This window comes from uncultured Maribacter sp., assembly GCF_963974015.1.
GTDB lineage: Bacteria > Bacteroidota > Bacteroidia > Flavobacteriales > Flavobacteriaceae > Maribacter.
The window spans coordinates 76,060-98,007 of the sequence record NZ_CAXBBZ010000003.1 but is presented as its reverse complement, the minus strand read 5'-3'; the positions used below and the strand labels follow the sequence as shown (position 1 = coordinate 98,007).

The 21,948-nt window shown below is 37.1% G+C and carries 20 protein-coding genes and 1 tRNA gene; 18 read left to right on the top strand and 3 right to left on the bottom strand.

Annotation, left to right across the window (positions count from 1 at the left end; translation table 11 throughout):
- Positions 1 to 47: 47 nt before the first annotated feature.
- The 5 genes from AACZ41_RS07680 (at position 48) to AACZ41_RS07660 (ending at position 6,556) form a co-directional block, all read left to right on the top strand.
- Complete coding sequence (locus AACZ41_RS07680) at positions 48 to 1,427, top strand: sialate O-acetylesterase (protein ID WP_339627800.1); 1,380 nt, start codon at positions 48 to 50, stop codon at positions 1,425 to 1,427.
- A gap of 131 nt (positions 1,428 to 1,558) precedes the next feature.
- On the top strand, positions 1,559 to 3,280 hold the full coding sequence (locus AACZ41_RS07675; protein WP_339627799.1) for a GMC family oxidoreductase: 1,722 nt from the start codon (positions 1,559 to 1,561) through the stop codon (positions 3,278 to 3,280).
- A 3-nt stretch (positions 3,281 to 3,283) separates the two neighbouring features.
- On the top strand, positions 3,284 to 4,006 hold the full coding sequence (locus tag AACZ41_RS07670) for a gluconate 2-dehydrogenase subunit 3 family protein (protein WP_339627798.1): 723 nt from the start codon (positions 3,284 to 3,286) through the stop codon (positions 4,004 to 4,006).
- An 18-nt stretch (positions 4,007 to 4,024) separates the two neighbouring features.
- Positions 4,025 to 4,843, top strand: coding sequence for a sugar phosphate isomerase/epimerase (locus AACZ41_RS07665; RefSeq protein WP_339627797.1), 819 nt, complete (start codon positions 4,025 to 4,027; stop codon positions 4,841 to 4,843).
- Between the two features lie 96 nt (positions 4,844 to 4,939).
- The gene (locus AACZ41_RS07660; protein ID WP_339627796.1) at positions 4,940 to 6,556 is read left to right on the top strand and encodes a sulfatase; all 1,617 of its coding nucleotides are present in this window, start codon (positions 4,940 to 4,942) and stop codon (positions 6,554 to 6,556) included.
- A 7-nt stretch (positions 6,557 to 6,563) separates the two neighbouring features.
- Here AACZ41_RS07660 and AACZ41_RS07655 read toward each other — a convergent pair whose 3' ends face one another.
- Together AACZ41_RS07655 and AACZ41_RS07650 are read right to left on the bottom strand one after the other, a co-directional pair.
- Entirely contained in the window at positions 6,564 to 8,351 is a 1,788-nt protein-coding gene (locus AACZ41_RS07655) for an arylsulfatase (protein ID WP_339627794.1), read from the bottom strand.
- A gap of 57 nt (positions 8,352 to 8,408) precedes the next feature.
- Positions 8,409 to 9,533, bottom strand: coding sequence for a glycoside hydrolase family 130 protein (locus tag AACZ41_RS07650; RefSeq protein ID WP_339627793.1), 1,125 nt, complete (start codon positions 9,531 to 9,533; stop codon positions 8,409 to 8,411).
- A 96-nt stretch (positions 9,534 to 9,629) separates the two neighbouring features.
- Between AACZ41_RS07650 and AACZ41_RS07645 the strand changes: the two genes are divergently transcribed.
- The 5 genes from AACZ41_RS07645 (at position 9,630) to AACZ41_RS07625 (ending at position 12,618) form a co-directional block, all read left to right on the top strand.
- Positions 9,630 to 10,406 carry a M15 family metallopeptidase gene (locus AACZ41_RS07645; protein ID WP_339627792.1) on the top strand — a complete coding sequence of 259 codons (777 nt, stop codon included), beginning with the start codon at positions 9,630 to 9,632 and terminating at the stop codon, positions 10,404 to 10,406.
- A 14-nt stretch (positions 10,407 to 10,420) separates the two neighbouring features.
- Positions 10,421 to 11,332, top strand: a complete 912-nt coding sequence (locus AACZ41_RS07640; protein ID WP_339627791.1) for an alpha/beta hydrolase — start codon at positions 10,421 to 10,423, stop codon at positions 11,330 to 11,332.
- Between the two features lie 65 nt (positions 11,333 to 11,397).
- Positions 11,398 to 11,471: transfer RNA gene (locus AACZ41_RS07635), tRNA-Pro, on the top strand.
- A 241-nt stretch (positions 11,472 to 11,712) separates the two neighbouring features.
- A complete protein-coding gene (locus tag AACZ41_RS07630) occupies positions 11,713 to 11,856 on the top strand; it encodes a hypothetical protein (RefSeq protein ID WP_339627790.1) in 144 nt (47 codons plus the stop codon).
- Positions 11,857 to 12,018: 162 nt separating this feature from the next.
- Entirely contained in the window at positions 12,019 to 12,618 is a 600-nt protein-coding gene (locus AACZ41_RS07625; RefSeq protein ID WP_339627789.1) for a Crp/Fnr family transcriptional regulator, read from the top strand.
- A gap of 189 nt (positions 12,619 to 12,807) precedes the next feature.
- Here AACZ41_RS07625 and AACZ41_RS07620 read toward each other — a convergent pair whose 3' ends face one another.
- A complete protein-coding gene (locus AACZ41_RS07620; RefSeq protein WP_339627788.1) occupies positions 12,808 to 13,467 on the bottom strand; it encodes a lysoplasmalogenase in 660 nt (219 codons plus the stop codon).
- Between the two features lie 504 nt (positions 13,468 to 13,971).
- On the opposite strand from AACZ41_RS07620, the gene AACZ41_RS07615 reads away from it, so the two are divergent.
- The 8 genes from AACZ41_RS07615 to AACZ41_RS07580 are packed head-to-tail and all read left to right on the top strand — an operon-like array spanning position 13,972 to position 21,907.
- Positions 13,972 to 15,783 carry an acyl-CoA dehydrogenase gene (locus AACZ41_RS07615; RefSeq protein ID WP_339627787.1) on the top strand — a complete coding sequence of 604 codons (1,812 nt, stop codon included), beginning with the start codon at positions 13,972 to 13,974 and terminating at the stop codon, positions 15,781 to 15,783.
- A 58-nt stretch (positions 15,784 to 15,841) separates the two neighbouring features.
- Complete coding sequence (locus tag AACZ41_RS07610) at positions 15,842 to 16,618, top strand: glucose 1-dehydrogenase (protein WP_339627786.1); 777 nt, start codon at positions 15,842 to 15,844, stop codon at positions 16,616 to 16,618.
- A 12-nt stretch (positions 16,619 to 16,630) separates the two neighbouring features.
- Positions 16,631 to 17,848: an acyl-CoA dehydrogenase family protein gene (locus AACZ41_RS07605; RefSeq protein ID WP_339627785.1), complete on the top strand. Its 1,218-nt coding sequence runs from the start codon at positions 16,631 to 16,633 to the stop codon at positions 17,846 to 17,848.
- Between the two features lies 1 nt (position 17,849).
- The gene (locus tag AACZ41_RS07600; protein ID WP_339627784.1) at positions 17,850 to 18,929 is read left to right on the top strand and encodes a phosphotransferase family protein; all 1,080 of its coding nucleotides are present in this window, start codon (positions 17,850 to 17,852) and stop codon (positions 18,927 to 18,929) included.
- Between the two features lie 2 nt (positions 18,930 to 18,931).
- On the top strand, positions 18,932 to 19,330 hold the full coding sequence (locus AACZ41_RS07595) for a hypothetical protein (RefSeq protein WP_339627783.1): 399 nt from the start codon (positions 18,932 to 18,934) through the stop codon (positions 19,328 to 19,330).
- 19 nt (positions 19,331 to 19,349) lie between these two features.
- Positions 19,350 to 20,105 carry an SDR family NAD(P)-dependent oxidoreductase gene (locus AACZ41_RS07590; RefSeq protein ID WP_339627782.1) on the top strand — a complete coding sequence of 252 codons (756 nt, stop codon included), beginning with the start codon at positions 19,350 to 19,352 and terminating at the stop codon, positions 20,103 to 20,105.
- Positions 20,106 to 20,114: 9 nt separating this feature from the next.
- The gene (locus AACZ41_RS07585; RefSeq protein WP_339627781.1) at positions 20,115 to 20,888 is read left to right on the top strand and encodes an enoyl-CoA hydratase/isomerase family protein; all 774 of its coding nucleotides are present in this window, start codon (positions 20,115 to 20,117) and stop codon (positions 20,886 to 20,888) included.
- Between the two features lie 14 nt (positions 20,889 to 20,902).
- Positions 20,903 to 21,907 (top strand): NADP-dependent oxidoreductase, encoded by a 1,005-nt coding sequence (locus tag AACZ41_RS07580; protein ID WP_339627780.1) that lies wholly within the window; start codon positions 20,903 to 20,905, stop codon positions 21,905 to 21,907.
- Positions 21,908 to 21,948: the final 41 nt, after the last annotated feature.

The following is a 21,948-nucleotide window of genomic DNA, read 5'->3' as shown; positions in this document are numbered from 1 at the left end:
AATGAATCATATTTCGGTATATTTAAATCAATTTTATTATTAATTATATGAAATTACCTTTAAGCTTATTTCTCTTGTGCCTTTTCTCAGTTACTTTTGTTAAGGCAGAAATTACATTGCCTAATATCTTTTCGAACGATATGGTCTTGCAAAGAGAATCTGATGTTTCACTTTACGGATGGGCAAGACCTAGTGAGGAATTTTCAATTTATACGAGTTGGGATGATGCTACTGTACAAGTGAAATCTGGTAATGATGCGAAATGGAAAATTCAGGTAGCCACGCCAAAAGCAGGAGGGCCTTACACGATACGATTTATTGGTAAAGAAAATGAAATTGTTTTAAGCGATGTTTTGATTGGTGAGGTATGGCTTTGTTCTGGGCAGAGCAATATGGAATGGAGTGCGAACAGTACAATTGATAATAGAGATTTTGAAATCGAGAATGCCAATTATCCTAATATTCGATTATTCACTGTGGAGAAACGAACAGCAGATTATCCGTTAGATAATGTTATAGGTACTTGGGAAACTTGCTCTCCTGAAACCATGCAAGATTTTAGCGCTGTTGCTTATTTCTTTGCTAGAAAAGTTCAAAAAGAACTTAATATTCCTATTGGGTTAATCGATTCTTCATGGGGTGCATCATGTGCAGAAGTCTGGACGCCAGAATCTGTTTTTAAAGCATACCCAGAATTGGTAACTGCACATGAACTAATTCAACCCAATCAATGGGTGACTATAGAGAAGTCTACTATATATAATGCCATGATTGCACCATTGACCAATTTTAAAATTGGAGGAGTTTTGTGGTATCAAGGAGAATCGAATACTGCTAACGCAGAATCTTACCAACAGATTTTTACTGAAATGATTAACTCTTGGCGCGCTGATTGGAATAATGATTTTCCATTTTACTACGTGCAAATTGCGCCTTTTAACTATGGTAGGTCTTTTGAAGGAGGGGTTTTGCGTGATCAACAACGTAGAACTTTGGTGTTGAAAAATACAGGAATGGCAATGACCAGCGATATTTGTACGGTTGAGGATATTCATCCACAGAACAAACAGGATGTTGGTTTGCGATTAGCAAATATAGCGTTGAAAGAACATTATAATATTTTAGAAGGGCAAGAGGTTTATGGCCCGTTGTTCGAAGCTGCTGAAATAATAGGGGATAAAATTCAGGTTAAATTTAGTCACGATAAAGGATTGAAAAGTGATGAAAAAAAAATAGGATTATTTGAGATATCGAATGAAAAAGGGAAGTGGTTTTCGGCTAAAGCAAAACTGAAAAATGGTATTGTTATAGTTAGTTCAAAAGAAGTAAAAAGCCCTAAAGCTGTTCGATATGCATGGAAAAGTACTGATATTGGTAATTTATATAATGGGGTAGGTTTGCCAGCATCTACATTTTCAAGTGAGTGAAAATAGTGAAGTAAAGTTTATAAATGGCGTTAAAACCTTACGCCCGTCCAATGATCAAGGTCATTCAGCTAAAAACAAGTATTATATTTTGATAAAATATTTAAATTGTATTCAATAACTAATTCAAAATTATGCAGATAAAAGAATCCTCGGAAATCTATGATGTCATCATTGTTGGTTCTGGCGCTGGTGGTGGTATGGCTACCAAGCAGTTGGCAGATGCCGGTTTAAATGTTGCCGTTGTAGAGGCTGGACCTTATTTTGATCCAGCAGATCCCAAAACCATGACTCAGTTAAAGCAGCCATATGATTCTCCTCGGCGAGGAGCAGGAACAGATCGTGCTTTTGGTGAATGGGATATGTCTTGGGGTGACTGGGAGGTTGAAGGTGAGCCATATACACATGAAGAAGGTACCGAGTTTAAATGGTGGAGAGCAAGAATGTTAGGAGGGCGAACCAATCACTGGGGACGAATTTCTTTACGATTCGGACCAAAAGATTTTAAAGGTAAAACTCGTGATGGTCATGGTGATGATTGGCCTATTGGATACGAGGATGTTAAACCTTACTATGATAAATTAGATAAGCTAATTGGTGTTTTTGGTACCAATGAAGGCCGTGAGAATGATCCTGACGGATTTTTTCTTCCTCCCCCGAAACCAAGATTGCATGAGTTGTTTTATATCAATGGTGCGAAGAAATCTAATATTCCTGTAATACCGGGTAGACTTTCAATGTTGACCAAAAGGATTAATAATGATCGTGGAGTTTGTTTTTATTGTGGGCAGTGTTCTCGTTCATGCTCTGTGTATGCCGATTTTTCTGCGGGAAGTTGTTTAATATTTCCAGCGCAAAAAAGTGGAGGTAAAGTTAAAATTTTTGTTAATTCAATGGTTCGTGAAATTACGACTAATGACGAAGGAAAAGCAACAGGCGTATCTTATATCAGTAAAGACGATAGAAAAGAATATAAGCTTAAAGCTAAAGTAGTTGTATTGGCGGCATCCGCTTGTAGTTCAGCACGAATTCTACTAAATTCAAAAAGCAAGCAACATCCTAACGGATTGGGTAATAGTAGTAATATCGTTGGTAAATATCTTCATGATTCTACGGGTGCAAGTGCAGCGGGCGTAATACCCGATTTAATGAATAGGAAAACATCATACAACGAAGATGGTGTAGGGGGTATGCATGTGTATTCACCATGGTGGGGGGATAATTCTAAGCTTAATTTCCCTCGTGGGTATCATATTGAAGTTTGGGGTGGTATGGGGCAACCCAATTATGGTTTCGGTTTTGACCCTAACGGAATGAACAAATACTTCGGGCTTAAGTCTGGAGGTTATGGAGATGGTCTACGTGACGATGTTAAAAAGTACTACGGCTCGGTGATTGGTTTTGGAGGTCGTGGCGAAGCTATTGCTTTTAAAGACAACTATTGCGAAATTGACCCTACAACCGTTGATCAATTTGGTATACCTGTTTTAAAATTCAATTATAAGCATTCTGAATTTGAGATAAACCAGGCTAAGCATATGCAGGATACTTTTGAAGAACTGATTCATAACATGGGCGGTATACCCTTAAGTGAAAAACCTGGAAAAGACCAAGATTATGGTCTTTTAGCCCCAGGTCAAATTATTCATGAAGTAGGTACTACCAGAATGGGAAATGACCCTAAGACATCTGTTACGAATAAGTTTCAACAGCTACATGATGTTGACAATGTTTTTATTGTCGATGCAGGTGTTTTTGTTTCACAAGCAGATAAGAATTGTACTTGGACAATTATGGCACTTTCATGGAGAGCATCTGATTATATTATCGAACAACTAAAGGCACAAAATATTTAGAAGATGGATAGAAGAAAGAGTTTACAAACTTTAATACTTGGTGGGGCTGCCGCTGGTACAGGTCTAGTATTCAACTCCTGTAAAACAGAAAATGCCGATACTATCGATGAGGCTATTATCACCGGAAGTGATAAATATTTTGGAAGAACACCAGAAGAATTGGAGCGCATAGAGAAATTAAATGCTGAACAATTATTCAATGAGCATGAGATGGAGACTATTGCATCATTGGCTGTAGTTATTTTACCACCAAAAGAGCCTCATGGCGGACCAATTGAGGCGGGCGTTCCAGACCTTGTAGAGTTCATGGGGAAAGATATCCCAGAAATGGCCCCGACGCTGTTAGGTGGCTTAATGTGGTTAGATCATAAAAGTAATACAGAATTCGGAACAGAGTTCAAGTCGGCGACATTAGAACAGAAAAAACAGATTTGTGATGAAATTTGTTGGCACGATGTAGAAATTCCTTTAGAGAAACAACCTTTAGAAATACAATTTTTCTATATGATGCGAGGTCTAACGGTTACAGGTTATTATACCTCTGAAGTAGGTATTGCAGAGTTAGGTTATAAAGGAAATTCACCCAATGTATGGGATGGCGTGCCGCAAGATGTTTTAGACCAGCACGGTGTAGCATATGACCCGGCATGGATAGCGAAATGCGTTGATCAGAGCCAAAGAAATGTCATTGCAGAATGGGATGAAAACGGCAATTTACTTACTTAGATAAAAGAAAGAAAGAAAATGAAAAAAGTTATAATTGTCACTATGCTTTTAAGTTATGGCTTTCTAGCACAGGCACAGGAGGTTGGTTTGCAATTATATAGTTTACGTAATCAATTTAAAGTTGATGTCTCAAATACATTAGGTTTAATCAACGAATGGGGAATTACAAAAATTGAAGGCGGCGGAACTTATGATCTACCACTAAATGATTTTAAGGCACTACTTGCCAAGAATAATTTAGCAATGGTTAGTGTAGGTTCAGAATTTGGTGACTTGGAGAATGATATCGAAAAAGTTATTAAAAACGCTAAGGATTTTGGTGCTAAATATGTAATGTGTGCTTGGGTACCTCATGATGGTAACAAATGGGATTTGGAAGAAACCCAACATGCAACCGATGTCTTTAATAAAGCAGGAAAAATTCTTAAAAAGAACGGACTTACGCTAGCTTATCATGCGCATGGGTATGAATTTAGACCTTATAAGAACGGTACTTTGTTTGACTATATGGCTGAAAATGCAAAGGACTTCTTTTTTGAATTAGATGTGTTTTGGGCTCAGCATGGCGGTGCAGATCCGTTGGCATTAATGAAAAAATATCCTAAGAAGTTTGTCTTGCTACATTTAAAAGATATGCAAAAGGGCATTGTAGGTAACACTACAGGACATGAAGAAGACGATACCAATGTTGTGCTGGGTACAGGCCAAGTTGATATTTCAGGCATTGTCGCCGAAGCTAAAAAGTTAGGTATAGAATATATGTTTATTGAAGATGAATCTTCTAATGTTGTTTCACAAGTACCTAAAAGCTTAGAATATCTAAGTCAATTAGAATAGTAATACCAATTACCAACCATTGGCCCCTATTTAATGTTTGAAGTAGGGGTTTTTTATTATTGGGATAATAAGATTCTATTCTTTAATTTATGCTTCATGAAATTAATCTTACTTTCAATCTTTTTGACAATTTCTTTTTCTTGTAAGGATAAGGCAGAGAATATTAATCACGACATACAATCACTACCGAACATTATTTGGTTGGTGGCCGAGGATCAATCACCAGACTGGTTCCCGATGTATGGCGACTCAATACAGTCTCTTCCTAACTTAGAGTCTCTTTCACATGATGGCGTTGTTTTTACAAACGCTGTTGCTCCCGTACCAGTCTGTGCTCCGGCACGAAGTGCAATTATCACGGGTATGTATCCTACAACATTAGGTACACATAACATGCGAACGTATAATATGTATGCTAAAGGACAAAATGAACCATCAATTGGTATTCCTAATTATTCTCCATTAGTGCCAGATGGCGTAAAAATGTTTACCGAGTATTTGCGAATAAATGGATATTATACGTCTAATGGACCAAAGGAAGATTATAACTTTGAAAAATCGGAAGCGGCATGGAGTGATTCAAGTAAAGAGCATCACTGGCGTAACCGAGAATCGGGACAACCATTTTTTAGTGTCTTTAATTTTTCTGTTTGTCATGAATCGCAGGTTTGGGCACGAACAAATGATACCCTCTACGTAAATCCGGAAGAAATTAAGGTTCCACCTTATTTTCCTGATACTGATGTAGTACGACATGATTTGGCTGTCAATTACAGTAATTTAAAACGGTTGGATGATCAAATCGGAAAAGTTTTAAATCAATTGAAATCCGATGGGCTTTATGAAAATAGTTACATCTTTTTTTATGGTGATCACGGCGGACCCTTTCCAAGGTATAAAAGAGCATTGTATGATACGGGTTTAAAAGTGCCAATGGTTATTAAGTTTCCTGCAAATGAAGGTGCAGGTTCGGTCGATGATCGAATGTTTAGTTTTATTGATTTAGCGCCCACAGTACTTTCTTTAGCAACTATAGAACCTCCTAAAGTAATGCAAGGTGTTGCACAATTTGGTACTTTTGAGACCAAGAACAAACCAAAAGTAACCTTTCATTCTTCAGATAGGTTTGATGCGGTATATGATCGATTAAGAGCAGTGCGTTCTTCTCGATTTAAGTATATAAAAAATTTTAATACAAATTTAAGTAGAGCTTTACCTATTGCTTACAGGGAACAAATGGGCATAATGAAAGAATTGAGAAGGTTGGATAGTGCAAATAAATTAACCGAAATTACATCAACCTGGATGAAACCTGATAAACCAAATGAGGAATTCTATGATTTACAAAAAGACCCTAAAGAACTTCATAATCTTTCAAATTTGCCAGAATATAAAGATTCAATTGATCACTATCGCGATATTCTTAATCAATGGATTCTTGAGACTAAAGATCTCGGAGAAGTAGAAGAGAAAATACTATTAAACAATTGGTTGATAGATGGTAAACAGCCGAAATTAACTAATTTACAGTTACAGGAAAAAGATAATACTATTGAGCTTAAGCATTCAAAAGCAGATGCTACCATAGTTTGGAGAAAATTAAAAGATTCAGTTTGGAATATTTATTTTGAACCTTTGAACAAAGACATATCATTTGAGGCCAAGGCAGAGCGTATAGGGTATCACGATAGCGAATTTTTAATTTGGAAATAACTTCAGATCAATCTAACCTCTTAAATTGTAAAAGCCTAAAATCACCTACTTGATTACCAGGAATTTCCAAGGCTTTTAGCTTAAGCGTACCCTTTCCCTTAGAAAGAACTAAAACACCTAGGTCAAGTATGTTGAATTCCTTTACGTAAGATTCCATTCTTGGTACCCTATCATTTTCTTTTCCAGTTAAGGGAGGGTCGAACGGAACTGTTACTTTCTTGGCAATTTTGCTATTTTCATAACTTAATTCAATAATTGACCCCAAATCTATTTCAGGACATGTATAATATAATTCTACCTGAAAATGACCATCGGTAAGCACTTCAATATTCCAAGTAATAGAATCGGTAACTGATTTCCAGTTCGTAAAGAATGAGTCATTTGGCCACTTGTTACTTCTATATATATTTCCATAAGCTTCACCATCTCTAGCTGGCAGTTGCGTATATAATGCTTTTGGATAACCCAGTGTAAAAGCGCGTTCATCGTTTTCTTTGGTTATTTGAATCGTTTCCTTTTCCCAATTATTCTTTGCTGTAATTAATGAATCGGTTATTTGCGGATATTTATTAGAAACATCAAATTTTTGACCACGATCAGTACTAATATCGTAAAGTCTATTTTCTTCATCTAATCTAAATTGTTGACTTCGAACGCTTGTTTTACCATTCCAGTGATTGTAAATCCAGCGGTTTTTTAAATTCATGGATTCGCCAAAAAGTAACGGACTTAAATCTTTCCCATCAATTTGTTTTTTGGTCTTTATCGGTATAGATAATAAGCCGAATAGGGTTGGTAAAATATCTATTCCGCTTGCGATATTCTTGATGTTCAATCCTTGTTCAATATGGTTTGCCCATTGTATATAGAAAGGTGTACGAACGCCCCCTTCATCAACAGAACCTTTCTTGCCGCGCATTCCTCCATTCCAGCGATAGGCATTAGGCCCGTTGTCAGAAAGATAAATTATTATGGTTTCCTCTTCCAAGCCCAAACTTTTAATTTTATGGGTAACCCTACCAACATTGTGATCTATGTTTTCAACCATAGCCAAAGCTGCTTGAGTAAATCTTAAATCTTCTTCTAAATTATCTTCGGATAATAAGTTTAGCGGTTTGCTTTTCATTCTATCCCAATTCTCGTCAGGTACTTGCATTGGGCTATGAGGGGTATTGTATGGTAGGTAAAGAAAGAAAGGTTCATTGGTATTTTTCTCTATAAAATCAAGTCCTTTATCAGTAAGGTCATCAACTAAATAACCATTTCCCTGTACCAAGTTCCCGTTATTTTCTAACATCGGGCAAAAATAATTACCCCAATGACCAGAAGCGAAACCATAAAACTGGTCAAATCCTCTTGAATTAGGGTGGTAGGGAGGTTGCATACCATTATGCCATTTACCAAATGCAGCAGTACGATAACCTATATTTTTAAGAAGTTCAGCTATCGTAGTTTCGTTCAAATTAATACGTTCACCACCAGACGATGTTTCATAAACTCCCATTCGCGTAAAATACCTTCCAGTTAAAATTTCGGCTCTTGTTGGTGAACATACCGGTTGAACATAGAAGTTTTCAAACGAAGCACCTTTGGCTTTTAAAGAATCTATATTAGGTGTATTTAAATTTGTATTACCGCTACTGCTTAAATCACCCCAACCTTGATCATCGGCGAGAATTAAAATTATATTCGGCTTTTTTACTGATGCTATATTATTATCTTTTTTTCCTTTTTCAGAGCAAGAAAATAGTAGAAGCATTAAGATAAAATTGGCTGAAATTTTAAATAATTTCATAATGCACCTCACTTGTTTATATTCTTATAACTAAATAATACATTTTAAAATTTAGTTTTATTCCTTGACCGCTAATCCTACCATAGAATCCGCTGTACCATAATACAGGAACCATTTATCATGAAAATATACCAAACCTTCAATGAATGTGGTACCGGCCTTATACTGACCGCTAACTTCATGGGGTAAACTAGGACAGATAAAAGGAGTATCTAGTCTTTTTATCATCTTGGTTGGGTCATTTTTATCGAATAAAACTTGACCGCCACAGTACGTGCCTTCAGGAAATTTATCTGTTGCGCCTTCACCACTTAAGTTTTTCCCATTGTATAACAAAAGAATACCAGCATCTGTAAATAGGGCAGGAGGCCCAGGCTCGGTAAGGTGGCTGTCAAAATCATTTAATGTTGGTTTAAAACTATGCAGTAATTCCCCAGTTTCGGTTAACGTCGGATCCCAGTCCACACCATTGCTAGAAGTAGCAAGATTTACAAAAAGCTCCCCCCAATACATTAAATATTTTCCGTTAATCTTTTTAGCAATTAATCGTCCATTTATCAATTCAGTAACAATGGAACCCGATTTGCTCCATTCATTTAAAAACTTGCCGTTGTTAGTTTTTTCAAAAACAGGGCCTCGCTTTGTCCAATTTTTTAAATCTTTAGAGGTTGCGCTAGATAGACGGGCGATATCTTTGTTCCAACTTGTATATAACATGATATAGATACCGTCTGGAGTTTCCACTATACGAGGATCTTCGATTCCACCGGGTTGATCCCATTGTGAAAATTCATCATTATCAGGGAATAGAACAGGCTTTGGATATTTTGTGAAGTCAATCCCGTTTGTACTATAAGCCAATCCGATACGAGAGGTTCTTCCGCCTAAAATAGCAGCAGGATTATCCTCAGCCCTAAATAATAGAAATACGGTATCATTTTTTACGATTGCCCCAGGATTAAAAACATCGGCTTTTTGCCATTGAACTTCTTTATTTGAAATAGGGTCCGAAAACGTATAAGTGGAGTCTGATTGCATTATCGGATTTTTTTTGGTTTTTTCAAAACCTAACAACCAAGGAGAATCTGTTGGTTTAACAGGCTCCGTTGATGAGTTCTTTTCATCTTTACATGAAATTAATAAAATAGCTAAGGTCAAGAATAACGATATCCGGTAGTTCATTGTTTTTGGTTAAATTGCTAAAATGATAGTTTTAGGTAAGGTAGTAATTATTATACTATAACTTACTTTGAATTTTGGATGATATTGAATAACAGAATGGCAGAAAAAATGATACCGCATACTACTTTAATGCAAGATTTTAGAAAATGCAATTATTTGAAAATAGTAGCATTCTTTTTTTTTATATTGAATATATCTTGTAAAGAAAACAATAAAAAAGTTGAGGCTGAGCATCCTTTACCTGAATCTATTATTCAAATAGATTCATTAACCACAGAGAATAATATTGAAATTATAAAAGAGATTATACCTTTAACTTCCCTTATGGATACCACATTCATACGGCTAGCAGATTATAGTGATGATTTCGTTTATGATTTACGATACGCTACAGATAATAATTTTTTAAAAGAGAAAGTTTATGACTGCGCTGAATGTTATACTAGGGTGAAAACTGCAAAAGCATTAATGACTGCCAATGAGGAATTTAAAAAGGATGGGGTTAAAATAAAGTTTTATGATTGTTATCGTCCGAATTCTGTACAGTATAAAATGTGGAAAATAGTACCTAACCCTCAATATGTGGCCAACCCCGTAAAGGGTTCCATCCATAATAAGGGTGGGGCAGTAGATATTACTCTAGTTACTTTAGATGGTGAAGAGTTAGATATGGGAACCGATTTTGATTATTTTGGGAAGCGTGCTTATCATGATAATTTAGATTTGCCACAAGAGATTTTAGATAATCGGAAGCTGCTCAAAGAGACTATGGAAAAACATGGTTTCTGGTCTACGAGAACAGAGTGGTGGCATTATAATTTACAAGGGTCTTCAAATGACCCAATAGCGAACTTTAACTGGTCGTGTGATTAAAAAAGTTAAGAAATATGAAATACAAAACACTTCTATTTGCATTGATTTTCATGAGTAAATTAAATGGACAGGACACAATAATGCCGATATGGCCAAAAGGTGAAATTCCAAATAGAATATCATCTAATGAATCTGAGGTCAATAAACGGGGAGATATTTTAGTGATAAGCAACGTTCAAGTACCTACCATTGAAGTTTTTTTGCCTACGAAGCAGAATGCTACCGGAGAGGCAATGCTGATTTTTCCAGGAGGCGGTTATGGCATTCTTGCTTATGATTGGGAAGGGACGGATATCGCTAAGTTTTTAAATGGAAAGGGAATTGCAGGGGTAGTAGTTAAATATAGGCTACCATCTAATCAATCTCAAACAAATAAACATAACGTACCATTAATAGATGCGCAAAGAGCTTTAAGAATGGTAAGATATCATGCAAAAGATCTCAATATAACTACTGATAAAATAGGAATTATCGGGTTTTCTGCGGGTGGACATTTAGCATCTACCTTAGGTACGCATTTTGACGAGTCTGTATATAATGCAATAGATGCTATTGATAAGGAAAGCGCAAGACCAGATTTCATGGTACTGGGTTATCCGGTAATAAGCATGGGTCCGATGACGCACGAAGGTTCTAAAGGCAATTTGTTAGGCAATAGTACTACTCAAAAATTACAAGATCATTTTTCGAATGAGAAACAGGTAACAGTAAGCACACCACCCACATTTTTGTTTCATGCCACCGATGATACTGCGGTACCAGTTGAAAACAGTTTACTTTTTTATAATGCCTTAAAGGATAAAGGAGTATCGGCTACAATGCATATATATCCAAAAGGTGGTCATGGTTTTTCTCTAGCACTTAACGACCAGTATTTGAAAGGTTGGACAACGCTTATGTATGACTGGATCGAAAGCCTCGATTAGTTTTTGCTTTTAGAGAAAAAGTAGATGCTATTCAAGTTTACTTTTATATTTTTGCAATCCGATTTCGGGATGTAGCGCAGTCCGGTAGCGCACTCGGCTGGGGGTCGAGTGGTCGCAGGTTCAAATCCTGTCATCCCGACGAACCACTTTCAAAGAGGTATCAAAGCACTGTTAACTTACTGTTTTACAGTGCTTTTCGTTTTTTATTTATTCATATGATATCATCTAATATCATATAAAAGGTGTAGAGTTCGATTAATGGATTGGTACGTTTGTTGTTTATGATTTTGGTAGTGTATAAGACTATTTAGCGTCGTCTTTGTAAACAAGTTTGTTTAATTTAAAAGACACGTATCATACGGAACAATAGTACATTAACAGTGCTCATTTTTACGAGGGACATTACTTACAATCCTGAAAAGCTCATAATTTATACCCGAATAACCGTCGATGGAAAACGGGCCGAAATCATTTTAAAACGGTATACTTCGGTGAATGTTTGGGACGTTTCAAAAAGAAGGTAACAGTTGATTCTTAATCATCCACTTTTAGTAGTATGGTATTGAGAATACAGAAAACCTTGAAATCATTTAGTATATAGTATTCTAAAACATAACCATAAGTTGAAGAATCAATTATCTAAAAATTCCTATCTTGAATTTCTTTCCTAAGTTAAACGATAACCCTTGAAAACAAAAATCGAAACCTTACATCTAGAAAATCTGAAAAAAAAGATTTTGTCGTATACTCAGGTAGATGATGAGATGGTAGAAGAACAGATGCAATTTTATCATAGAATAGATTTGAAAAAAGGCGATACTTTGTTAACACCAGGGCAATTGGTTGATTACTTTTATTATGTAGCTAAAGGGTGTATATACTATTATAAGTTAGACGAGGGCGAGCAAAAAGTACTGGAATTTTATACCGATGATATCTTTTTCACCGATTTACCTGCCTATGTAAAGGGCACTCCCTCCAATTACTACTTAAAAGCATCAGAAGCCACGGTAGTTTATGCCATAAAAAAATCGGATGCAGAGAATTCTTTTAAACGATCACACCAATTGGAGCGTTTTGGACGATTATCGATGCAAGAAGCTTTTATAAAAATATTCACGAGAGTCGAGCGTATTAATAGCCGTACCAATGAGGAACGTTACTTACGCTTGATAAAAAAACGACCAGACCTATTTCAACGTGTACCTCAATATTTGATTGCTTCATATTTAGGACTAACTCCAGTGGGGCTATCAAAACTTCGGAAACGATTGGGAAAGGGATAGTTTTTTAACGGTTGTTGTCAGCATAGTAATTGGTTTTAAAAGTGGCCGATAAGCTTTAAAAAATCCTAAGCTAAATGGTATATAACAAGAAAATATATAACCAAAGCAAATTATAAATTATAAAATGTAGTGATGCCTTTTGCTCTAGTAAAATTCTTAAAGACTTTTCGTTGCAGTGATATTTAAATCTTAATCCTGCCTCTTTATTAATGAAAATGTTATACTAATGTGGGCAAGATAATAGGTTGGTAAAATTAAAAAATCCAACTTATTATATCCTAAAAATTCTGTTAGAGAGATTATTGTGTCTGAAAAAAGAATTAAAAAAATACCAAAGACATAGGTCCATTTTACTATAGAGTCACCCTTAATTCCAACAGATGCGCCTAAGGAAAAACAAGAAATAAATAAATAAAGTAATGCAGCAAGCATAAGAATGATATCGTTAATTCTAGGGAATAACACTATGAAATAAAACAATAAAAACGATGCCAGTAAAATGCTTGTAAACCTCCACTTTATTTGTCCATTAAGTGTGGCAAAGAAAAGGTAGCCTAAATGAGCAAGGAAAAAAAATGCAATACCCTTAGTAAACATTGTACTATCTCCATTCATATTGGACATAAAATAATCACCTGCAATTGAAAACAAAAAAGCACCGATGATGAGCCATGTATTTTTGGAAGGTTTTTCTTTTTTGAAATTGAGAATTATGAGAATTAAGATCCCTATACCAGCTGTTCCTGATTTAAAAATAAAGTTTGAAGTTATTAACGCAAATATTGCTGATATAACCGATACTAATAAAACACCATAAACCCAATTATTTTTTATCCACATACTATTCATTCATTGTGAGTATTTTATAAGGCATGACTAAGTGAAACTTATTCTTTCTTTTTTTGCCACTGAACACCTTGCTTAAAGAAATATAGCTAACTATATGCCTTATAGTAGTTTGGGTATGAAAAGTCGCTAACTTATTATGTTTTACTATTCTACTTTAAATGCTAATTTTTATTATTTGGCAGACTCAGAAAACATTTCAAAGGCTTTAAATATAGAACTTTAAGTGCTATTAGTTATAGGCTTCATTATCATTACTGCTTTCTCGTTCATATTCTTTCATAGCTTCTTTACCTATTAATGCCAACATTTAGTTAAACGTAATAGTCCGATTGGCGCTTTTAAACATCTACTAAACTAATGGATTTTAATAAACGATTTATATTCAGCTACGAAATACAATAATATTAAAAGTGAAATTGATTCTTTTTTTATTAAACCAGTTTAACGAGATTCCTTTGAATAAATCCTAACTTCAATGGCACTAATTTTTTTAAAACAGTTGTTATGGCCAATACTTATATAGATATGGAAACCCTTAAATTTTTATTGTTCAACGTACATAATCTTAAAACTGTACTGGCACAAGAACAATTTGCGGAATATGATGAAGAGTCCATTGCTATGATGCTCGATTCGGTAAAGGATTTTTCGGATAAGGAACTCTATCCTTATTATAGGGAGATGGACGAAAACCCCGCGCATTTTAAGGATGGGGAACTTATTGTTCATCCACAAGTTAAAAAGTATATGAAAGCGGGGGGTGAAATGGGCTTTTTATCCGGTCCATTCTCCTATGAAGCTGGGGGTATGCAAATGCCTTCGATGGTGGTACATGCTTCTGCCTTTATTCAGGAAACGGCAAATAACCACCTCCCTGGTTACATTGGTCTTACGGTAGGTGCAGCCGAATTGATCGTGCATTTTGGGAATCAATTTCTTAAGGATACCTACGTGCCCAAAATGATGGCTGGAGAATGGAGCGGTACCATGTGCCTTACAGAACCACAGGCGGGTAGCTCGCTCTCTGATATTGTGACTACCGCAGTACCTGATGGAGATTCGTATAAAATAAACGGACAAAAGATATTCATCTCCGGAGGTGATTATAAAGGCGCTGCAAATATCGTTCATTTGGTTTTGGCACGTATTAAAGGAGCACCTGCCGGTACCAAAGGAATATCACTTTTTGTTGTGCCTAAAAACCGACTCGATTCACAAGGTGATTTAGAAAATAATGATGTTACTACGGTTGGTGATTTTCAAAAAATGGGACAAAGAGGGTATTGTACCACGCACTTGTTTTTTGGAGATAAGGAAGACTGCACAGGTTGGTTGGTTGGTGAACCTAACCAAGGTTTAAAATATATGTTTTTGATGATGAACGGCGCTAGAATCGCGGTTGGTAGGGGTGCTGCTGCAATTGCTACGGGAGCATATCATGCCTCGGTTAGCTATGCTAAAGAAAGACCTCAAGGTCGTGAACTGCAACGTACTGGAAAAAAAGACGCCTCTCAAGATCAAACTCTCATCATCAATCACCCCGATGTGCGTAGAATGCTGCTTTTGCAAAAAGTAATTACAGAAGGGTCTTTAAGCTTGGTCTTTTTGACCTCTCGTTATCAAGACTTGTCACAATCGCTTTCAGAGGCAGAAAGTAGAGAAAAATATAAGATGTTGTTAGAAATATTGACACCTGTAGTAAAGACCTACCCTTCTGAAATGGGTATTACTTCTGTAAATAATGGAGTACAAGTATTAGGTGGTTATGGTTTTTGTTCCGATTATATTTTACAACAGTATTTGCGAGATATCAGAATCTCTGCCATTTATGAAGGAACTACTGGCATTCAGTCTCAAGATCTTTTGGGAAGAAAAATCACGATGGAAAATGGAAAAGCACTAAAATTGCTCTCTGAGGAAATTATGAATTCTATCAAAGAAAGTATGGCGCACGAAATTTTGAAACCTTTGGCAGAGAAATTAGGTAGTAAATTGGAACTAACCCAAAAAGTGCTACAATCTCTCATGGGTTATGCAATGAAGGGTGATTATCAGCGATTCTTGGCGGATGCCACACCTTTTATGGAATTTTTCAGTACGATAATCATGGCATGGCAATGGTTGGATATAGGCCGTGAAGCACAAAAAGCATTGGTCTCTGCTGATACTAGTTTTAGTGCTGAATTTTATGAAAACAAAATTCACGCCATGCGGTTTTATTTTAAATACGAACTTCCTAAAACAACAGGGCTATCTGAAATATTAATGGACAAACAGGCATTGACATTGAATACAGAAAAGCAACTATTCGCTTGATTAAAAAGACAAAAGAGTAAAAGAAATACTTTTAAAAACTAACAACCGAGAAAGAAATATGCGTAGTATAAAATCAAAATTTAATCTAACCGGAAAAGTGGCTATCATCACAGGATCAAGTAAGGGGATAGGACTTTCCATCGCCAAAGGACTGTCTGAAAACGGGGCCAAAGTGGTCATTAGTAGCAGAAAACAAGAGGCTGTTGATGCCGTAGCGAAGGAGTTTAATGAAGCCGGATTGGAAGCCATAGGAATCGAATGTCATATTGGGGATACCACCCAAAGGGAACAACTGATAGCCAAAACAATGGAAGCTTATGGCAGAATAGATATTTTGGTCAACAACGCTGCCATAAATCCGTTTTACGGACCATTAGAATCGGCAGGGGAAGAAGTGTTCGATAAAATCATGAACGTAAACGTTAAGGCACCTTGGTTACTTTCTAATTTAGCACAACCGCATTTGAAAGCTAATGGCGGTGGTAGTATTATCAATATTGCATCAGTAGAAGGTATTCATCCCGGATTTCGATTGGGACTCTATAGTATGACGAAAGCTGCTGTAATCATGCTTTCTAAGAACCAGGCAAAGGAGTGGGGCCGATACGGCATCCGTTCCAATGCGGTATGTCCTGGATTAATAAAGACAAAATTTAGTGAAAGTCTGTGGTCAGATGAAAAACTGGCTGCACAGTATACCAGTATCGTTCCTTTGAAAAGAGTGGCAGAACCTGATGAAATGGCTGGAATAGTCATGTTATTAGCATCTGATGCGGGCTCTTATATGACAGGTGGGGTGTATACTGCAGATGGAGGTTATTTAATTTCAGGTTAATAAAAGAGAACTATGAACTTTGACTACAGCGATAAATCGATAACACTTCAAGAAAAATTGAAGGGTTTTTTGGAAACTCATGTTCACCCTATTGAAAAGGAGGTAGAGTTGTTTCATCAAAATCCGGATAATAGTTGGAAACGTTGGCCCGGTATGGAAGCATTAAAGCAAAAGGCAAAGGATGCTGGACTGTGGAATGTTTTTCTTCCTTTTTCGTATGGAGAACCAAGTCCCGGGCTTTCGAATTTGGAATATGCCCCTTTGGCAGAAATTATGGGGCGTATACTCTGGTCGTCCGAAATTTTCAACTGTAGTGCTCCCGATACGGGAAACATGGAGGTGCTTGCTAAATATGGAACTTCAGAACAAAAAGAAAAATGGTTGAGACCTTTAATGAACGGGGAAATTCGTTCGGCCTTTTTAATGACGGAGCCTGAGGTTGCTTCCTCTGATGCAACTAACATTGAAACCGCTATTGTTTCTGACGGAAATGACTATGTTATTAATGGTCGAAAATGGTGGTCTTCTGGTGCGATGGATCCTCATTGTAAAATTGCCATTGTGATGGGTAAAACCGATTTTGATGCACCTCGACATGTACAACAAAGTATGATTTTGGTACCTATGGATACGCCAGGCCTAAAGATTGAAAGGGCACTAAGTGTTTTTGGTTATTCTGATTCTCCGGAGGGTCATGCTGAAATCATTTTAGAAAATGTTCGGGTACCCAAATCTAATTTACTATTGGGGGAGGGTAGAGGTTTTGAAATAGCCCAAGGCCGTTTAGGTCCGGGTCGTATTCATCATTGTATGCGGTTAATAGGTATGGCACAGCGGTCTTTAGAAATTATGTCTGAACGTACAGTGCAAAGAAAACCTTTTGGTAGAACCTTGGACACTTTTAGTAGTATACGACAAGATATAGCTCTTTCTGCCTGTGAAATTGAACAGAACCGGTTATTGGTATTATCCGCAGCTGATAAAATGGATAAAGTAGGAAATAAAGAAGCTAAAGATTTAATTGCCATGATAAAAATAGTCACTCCACAAATGGCATTAAGGGTAATTGATAGGGCTATTCAGATTTTAGGAGGAAAGGGCGTTGGGAGTGATACACCCTTGGCACATTTCTTTGCAGCGGCAAGAACGCTACGTTTGGCCGATGGCCCAGATGAAGTTCATATGAGTCAATTGGGAAAAAGTACGATATACAAGTATGTAAAAAAATAGAATGTCTAACGAGAAAAACTTAAAATCGGTACGGGAAGGCGAGGAAATCAATGAGGTTAAACTCAAGGATTTTTTGTTAGAAAAAGGGTTAATAACCCGGGTGAATATTGAATTAAAAGTAAAACAATTCACTAATGGGTATTCCAACCTAACGTACCTACTTCAAATTGAGGACAAGGAATATGTCTTGCGAAGACCACCCTTTGCGGCGCCAAAACGCGGGCACGATATGGGACGTGAATTTAAGGTGTTACAGCATTTAAACCCTGTGTATAGTAAGAGCCCTAAAGTCTACGTCTTTAATGGGGATACTAAAATTATAGGAGCTCCATTTTATATTATGGAGAAGGTCAACGGAGAGATCCTAACAGCTAAGTCTGCCTTTGGTAAGCAAGTTTCCCCCGAGCAATTTAAAACCATTTCAGATACATGGGTCGATGCTTTTGTAGAATTTCACAATATTGATTTTAAGATAGCAGGACTTTCCGATTTGGGAAGGCCGGAAGGATACGTTGAACGACAAGTTAATAATTGGGGCAAGCAGTATCTGGCCGCGGTAACCGATGAAGTACCAGCAGCACAAAAGGTAATGATGTGGATGAGTGAAAATCAACCTGAAAAATATGACCATACGCTAATTCACAATGATTTTAAATATGATAATGTAGTTTTTTCGGACGATAGTTGGAAGAAGATTTCAGCTGTTTTAGACTGGGAAATGTGCACCCTCGGAGACCCTTTAATGGATTTGGGTACTTCACTTGGTTATTGGACAACGGCAGGCGATCCAGAGTTTATGAAACAGGGGCTTCCTTCTCCAACGGTTATGAAAGGCAATCCTTCACGAACGGAAATTGTACAGCAATATGCTTTAAAAAGTGGCAGAAATATAGATAATCTTACTTTCTATTTCGCTTACGGCCTATTTAAGATTGCTGTAATTGCACAACAGATTTATTACCGATATAAACATGGACATACAAGTGACCCCAAGTTTGCGAATTTGAATAAAGCTTCTGCTTTATGTTGTAATACCGCATGGCAGGCCATTCAAAAAAATCAAATAGATAATTTGTATTAACTATGGGCGAACAACACTATGTAAACATAAATTCAGAGCAATTATCGGACTTTGCACATAGCGAATACAAAGAACCTGTAGTCATGCTAAATATGATAAAATATAAAGATGTTGTTCCTGAAACTGGCATGACGGGTAAGGAAACCTACAAGGAATATATGCGACAAGCGACTCCTTTTTTTTTTAAGGCGAATGCAGAAATAGTGTTTTACGGTTCGCCCAAGCATATGTTAATAGGCCCTGAAGATGATTCTTTATGGGATGATGTACTTATCGTAAAGTATAATTCCGTTAGCGATTTCATGAACATGATAATGGACAAAGGGTACCCTTCAAATTTAAGAGCTCATGCATTAATTGATTCACGATTAATTCATTGTGCACCAAATCAAAAAAAATAAATCAATCAAAATCGAAAAAATGAACTTAAAAGACAAAGTAGTTTTAATTACCGGAGCCGGCAGTGGCATAGGGGCTTCCACGGCAAAGCTTTTTGGCGCACATGAGGCCAATGTCATTGTCTCTGATATCAATCTGGAAAGTGCGGAAAAGGTGGCAAGTGAAATCCGAAATGATGGAGGAAAGGCCTCAGCATTACAAACGGATGTCACCCAGTTTGAGCATGTGAAGGAATTATTGCAGAAAGTAATGGAAAAATATGGTAGTCTAGATGTTATGGTGAACAATGCCGGAATAGGAGGCAAACACCAAGCAAAGACTGCGGAACACTCTCTTGACGACTGGCATAATGTGATTGCGGTGAACCAAACCGGAGTATTCTATTGCATGAAACTTGCAATACAACATATGCTAAAACAGGGGCATGGTACTATTGTGAATGTCGCTTCTTTAGCAGGGTTAAAGGCTTCTGGAAATAACCTTTCTTATTCCGCTAGTAAATTTGCAGTAGTGGGAATGACAAAATCGGCTGCCTTGGAGTATGGTAGAAAAAACATTCGAATCAATGCTGTTTGCCCTGGGTTTACTCATTCGGCATTGTTGGAACAATTACTCGCTGTAAGTGCTGATATGGGCGATAAGTTAAAACGAATGATACCTATGGGCAGGTTTGGGGAAGCGGAGGAAATTGCGGAAGCTATTTGCTGGCTGGCATCTGAAAACTCAAAATTCATTACCGGACAGACCATAACCTTGGATGGTGGCACCTCATTATAATATCAGACTATGAATACATTAGAACTCACTAAAAGGGAAAATTACACGATAGTTCAAATGAACCGTGGGAAAGTAAATGCCATCAATCATGAGATGGTGAACGAACTGAGGGAGGTTTTTAGGAAGTTAGAAAATGACCCAGGAGTAAAGGGTGTAATCTTAACTGGACAAACGCATTATTTTTCGGCAGGATTGGACTTAATCGAATTATATCAATATGACGAAAAGCAAATACAGGAATTTTTCACTGCTTTTGGAGAGCTATACCTCCAATTGGTACAGTTTAAAAAACCTTTTATCTCAGCAATAACGGGGCATTCTCCAGCTGGCGGATGTGTTTTGGCCGTTGCCAGTGATAATCGCTATATGGCAGAGGGTGATTCCTATGTTATTGGCTTAAACGAGGTGGCCGTAAATATTCAAATCAGTCAAAATCTCACAGAAATCTATGCTTTTTGGATAGGTGAGGGGTTAGCACATCGGTATATTATGGAAGGGAAATTATTGAACGGAAAGGAAGCCTTGGCTTCTGGTCTGGTAGATGAATTGGTTCCTTTGGATATGGTTTTGGAACGTGCTGAAAAACAGATGAAGCACTATTTGAAAGTAAACCAGGAAATCTTGATAAATACCAAGAAAAAACTGAGAAAGCATCTATGGGATAAACTCGAATTGAATGCAGAGAACTCATTGAAAGAAGCATCCATATTGTGGTGGAAACCCGAAATAAGGTCCAAGATGAAGGCTTATGTAGAAAGTTTTACCAATAAAAACAAAAAATAGATAAACCAAACAATATGAACAGACAACAGATATTTGTAAAGAGACCGGTAGGAGCGGCAGATGCTTCCACTTGGTCCTTAGAAATAAATCCTATTCCGGAATTAGAGGAGGGGCAGGTCCTAGTACAGAATCATTACATTTCTCTTGACCCCGCTATGCGTGGATGGATGAATGAGGGAAGATCGTATATCGCGCCAGTAGAAATTGGCGATGTAATGCGTGCAGGTTCGGTGGGTGAGGTCATAAAAGTAAAAAATCACCTAACATTCAAGGTAGGGGATTTCATTTCAGGTCATGGAGGTGTACAACAATATGTTGCGACCGATGGAAAAGGATATTATAAAGTAGACCCAAAGTTAGCACCATTGCCCACGTATATCGGCACATTGGGAATGCCTGGAATGACCGCTTATTTCGGAATTTTAGAAGTAGGCAAAATTAAAGAAGGAGATGTTGTCGTGGTTTCTGGCGCAGCTGGCGCAGTGGGCAGTATTGTTGGACAAATAGCAAAGATAAAAGGGTGTACCGTAATTGGCATTGCTGGTGGCACTGATAAGTGTAAATATGTAGTTGATACTTTAGGCTTTGATGCTTGCATCGATTATAAAAACGAAGATGTAAAGGAGCGTTTGAAGCAAGAATGTCCAAAAGGATTGGATGTTTATTTTGATAATGTTGGTGGGGAGATTTTAGACGCAGCTTTGGGACGATTACGAATGCATGCAAGGGTGGTTGTTTGTGGGGCGATTTCCCAGTACAATAACAAGCAAAATATGAGAGGACCAACCAATTATCTTTCGTTATTGGTGAATAGGGCTACTATGCAAGGGATGGTGGTATTTGACTGGGCCCAAAGATATGGGGAAGCCGGTCAACAAATGGGCAAATGGATGGCGGAAGGCAAGTTGAAGACCCGTGAGGATGTCTATGAAGGAATAGAGAACTTTCCTGAAACCTATAATCGGCTTTTCTCTGGCGACAAATTGGGTAAATTGGTGTTGAAGGTTATTGAGGATTGAGACTATTCGGGATCCATTTAAATATAAATAGGAAAATATAG

What these genes read in the sequence shown, in the direction of transcription:
- AACZ41_RS07680 (WP_339627800.1), top strand. Translation starts at nt 48, where the DNA reads ATGAAATTACCTTTAAGCTTATTTCTCTTGTGCCTTTTCTCAGTTACT.
- AACZ41_RS07675 (WP_339627799.1), top strand. Translation starts at nt 1,559, where the DNA reads ATGCAGATAAAAGAATCCTCGGAAATCTATGATGTCATCATTGTTGGT.
- AACZ41_RS07670 (WP_339627798.1), top strand. Translation starts at nt 3,284, where the DNA reads ATGGATAGAAGAAAGAGTTTACAAACTTTAATACTTGGTGGGGCTGCC.
- AACZ41_RS07665 (WP_339627797.1), top strand. Translation starts at nt 4,025, where the DNA reads ATGAAAAAAGTTATAATTGTCACTATGCTTTTAAGTTATGGCTTTCTA.
- AACZ41_RS07660 (WP_339627796.1), top strand. Translation starts at nt 4,940, where the DNA reads ATGAAATTAATCTTACTTTCAATCTTTTTGACAATTTCTTTTTCTTGT.
- AACZ41_RS07655 (WP_339627794.1), bottom strand. Translation starts at nt 8,351, where the DNA reads ATGAAATTATTTAAAATTTCAGCCAATTTTATCTTAATGCTTCTACTA.
- AACZ41_RS07650 (WP_339627793.1), bottom strand. Translation starts at nt 9,533, where the DNA reads ATGAACTACCGGATATCGTTATTCTTGACCTTAGCTATTTTATTAATT.
- AACZ41_RS07645 (WP_339627792.1), top strand. Translation starts at nt 9,630, where the DNA reads ATGGCAGAAAAAATGATACCGCATACTACTTTAATGCAAGATTTTAGA.
- AACZ41_RS07640 (WP_339627791.1), top strand. Translation starts at nt 10,421, where the DNA reads ATGAAATACAAAACACTTCTATTTGCATTGATTTTCATGAGTAAATTA.
- AACZ41_RS07620 (WP_339627788.1), bottom strand. Translation starts at nt 13,467, where the DNA reads ATGAATAGTATGTGGATAAAAAATAATTGGGTTTATGGTGTTTTATTA.
- AACZ41_RS07615 (WP_339627787.1), top strand. Translation starts at nt 13,972, where the DNA reads ATGGCCAATACTTATATAGATATGGAAACCCTTAAATTTTTATTGTTC.
- AACZ41_RS07610 (WP_339627786.1), top strand. Translation starts at nt 15,842, where the DNA reads ATGCGTAGTATAAAATCAAAATTTAATCTAACCGGAAAAGTGGCTATC.
- AACZ41_RS07605 (WP_339627785.1), top strand. Translation starts at nt 16,631, where the DNA reads ATGAACTTTGACTACAGCGATAAATCGATAACACTTCAAGAAAAATTG.
- AACZ41_RS07600 (WP_339627784.1), top strand. Translation starts at nt 17,850, where the DNA reads ATGTCTAACGAGAAAAACTTAAAATCGGTACGGGAAGGCGAGGAAATC.
- AACZ41_RS07595 (WP_339627783.1), top strand. Translation starts at nt 18,932, where the DNA reads ATGGGCGAACAACACTATGTAAACATAAATTCAGAGCAATTATCGGAC.
- AACZ41_RS07590 (WP_339627782.1), top strand. Translation starts at nt 19,350, where the DNA reads ATGAACTTAAAAGACAAAGTAGTTTTAATTACCGGAGCCGGCAGTGGC.
- AACZ41_RS07585 (WP_339627781.1), top strand. Translation starts at nt 20,115, where the DNA reads ATGAATACATTAGAACTCACTAAAAGGGAAAATTACACGATAGTTCAA.
- AACZ41_RS07580 (WP_339627780.1), top strand. Translation starts at nt 20,903, where the DNA reads ATGAACAGACAACAGATATTTGTAAAGAGACCGGTAGGAGCGGCAGAT.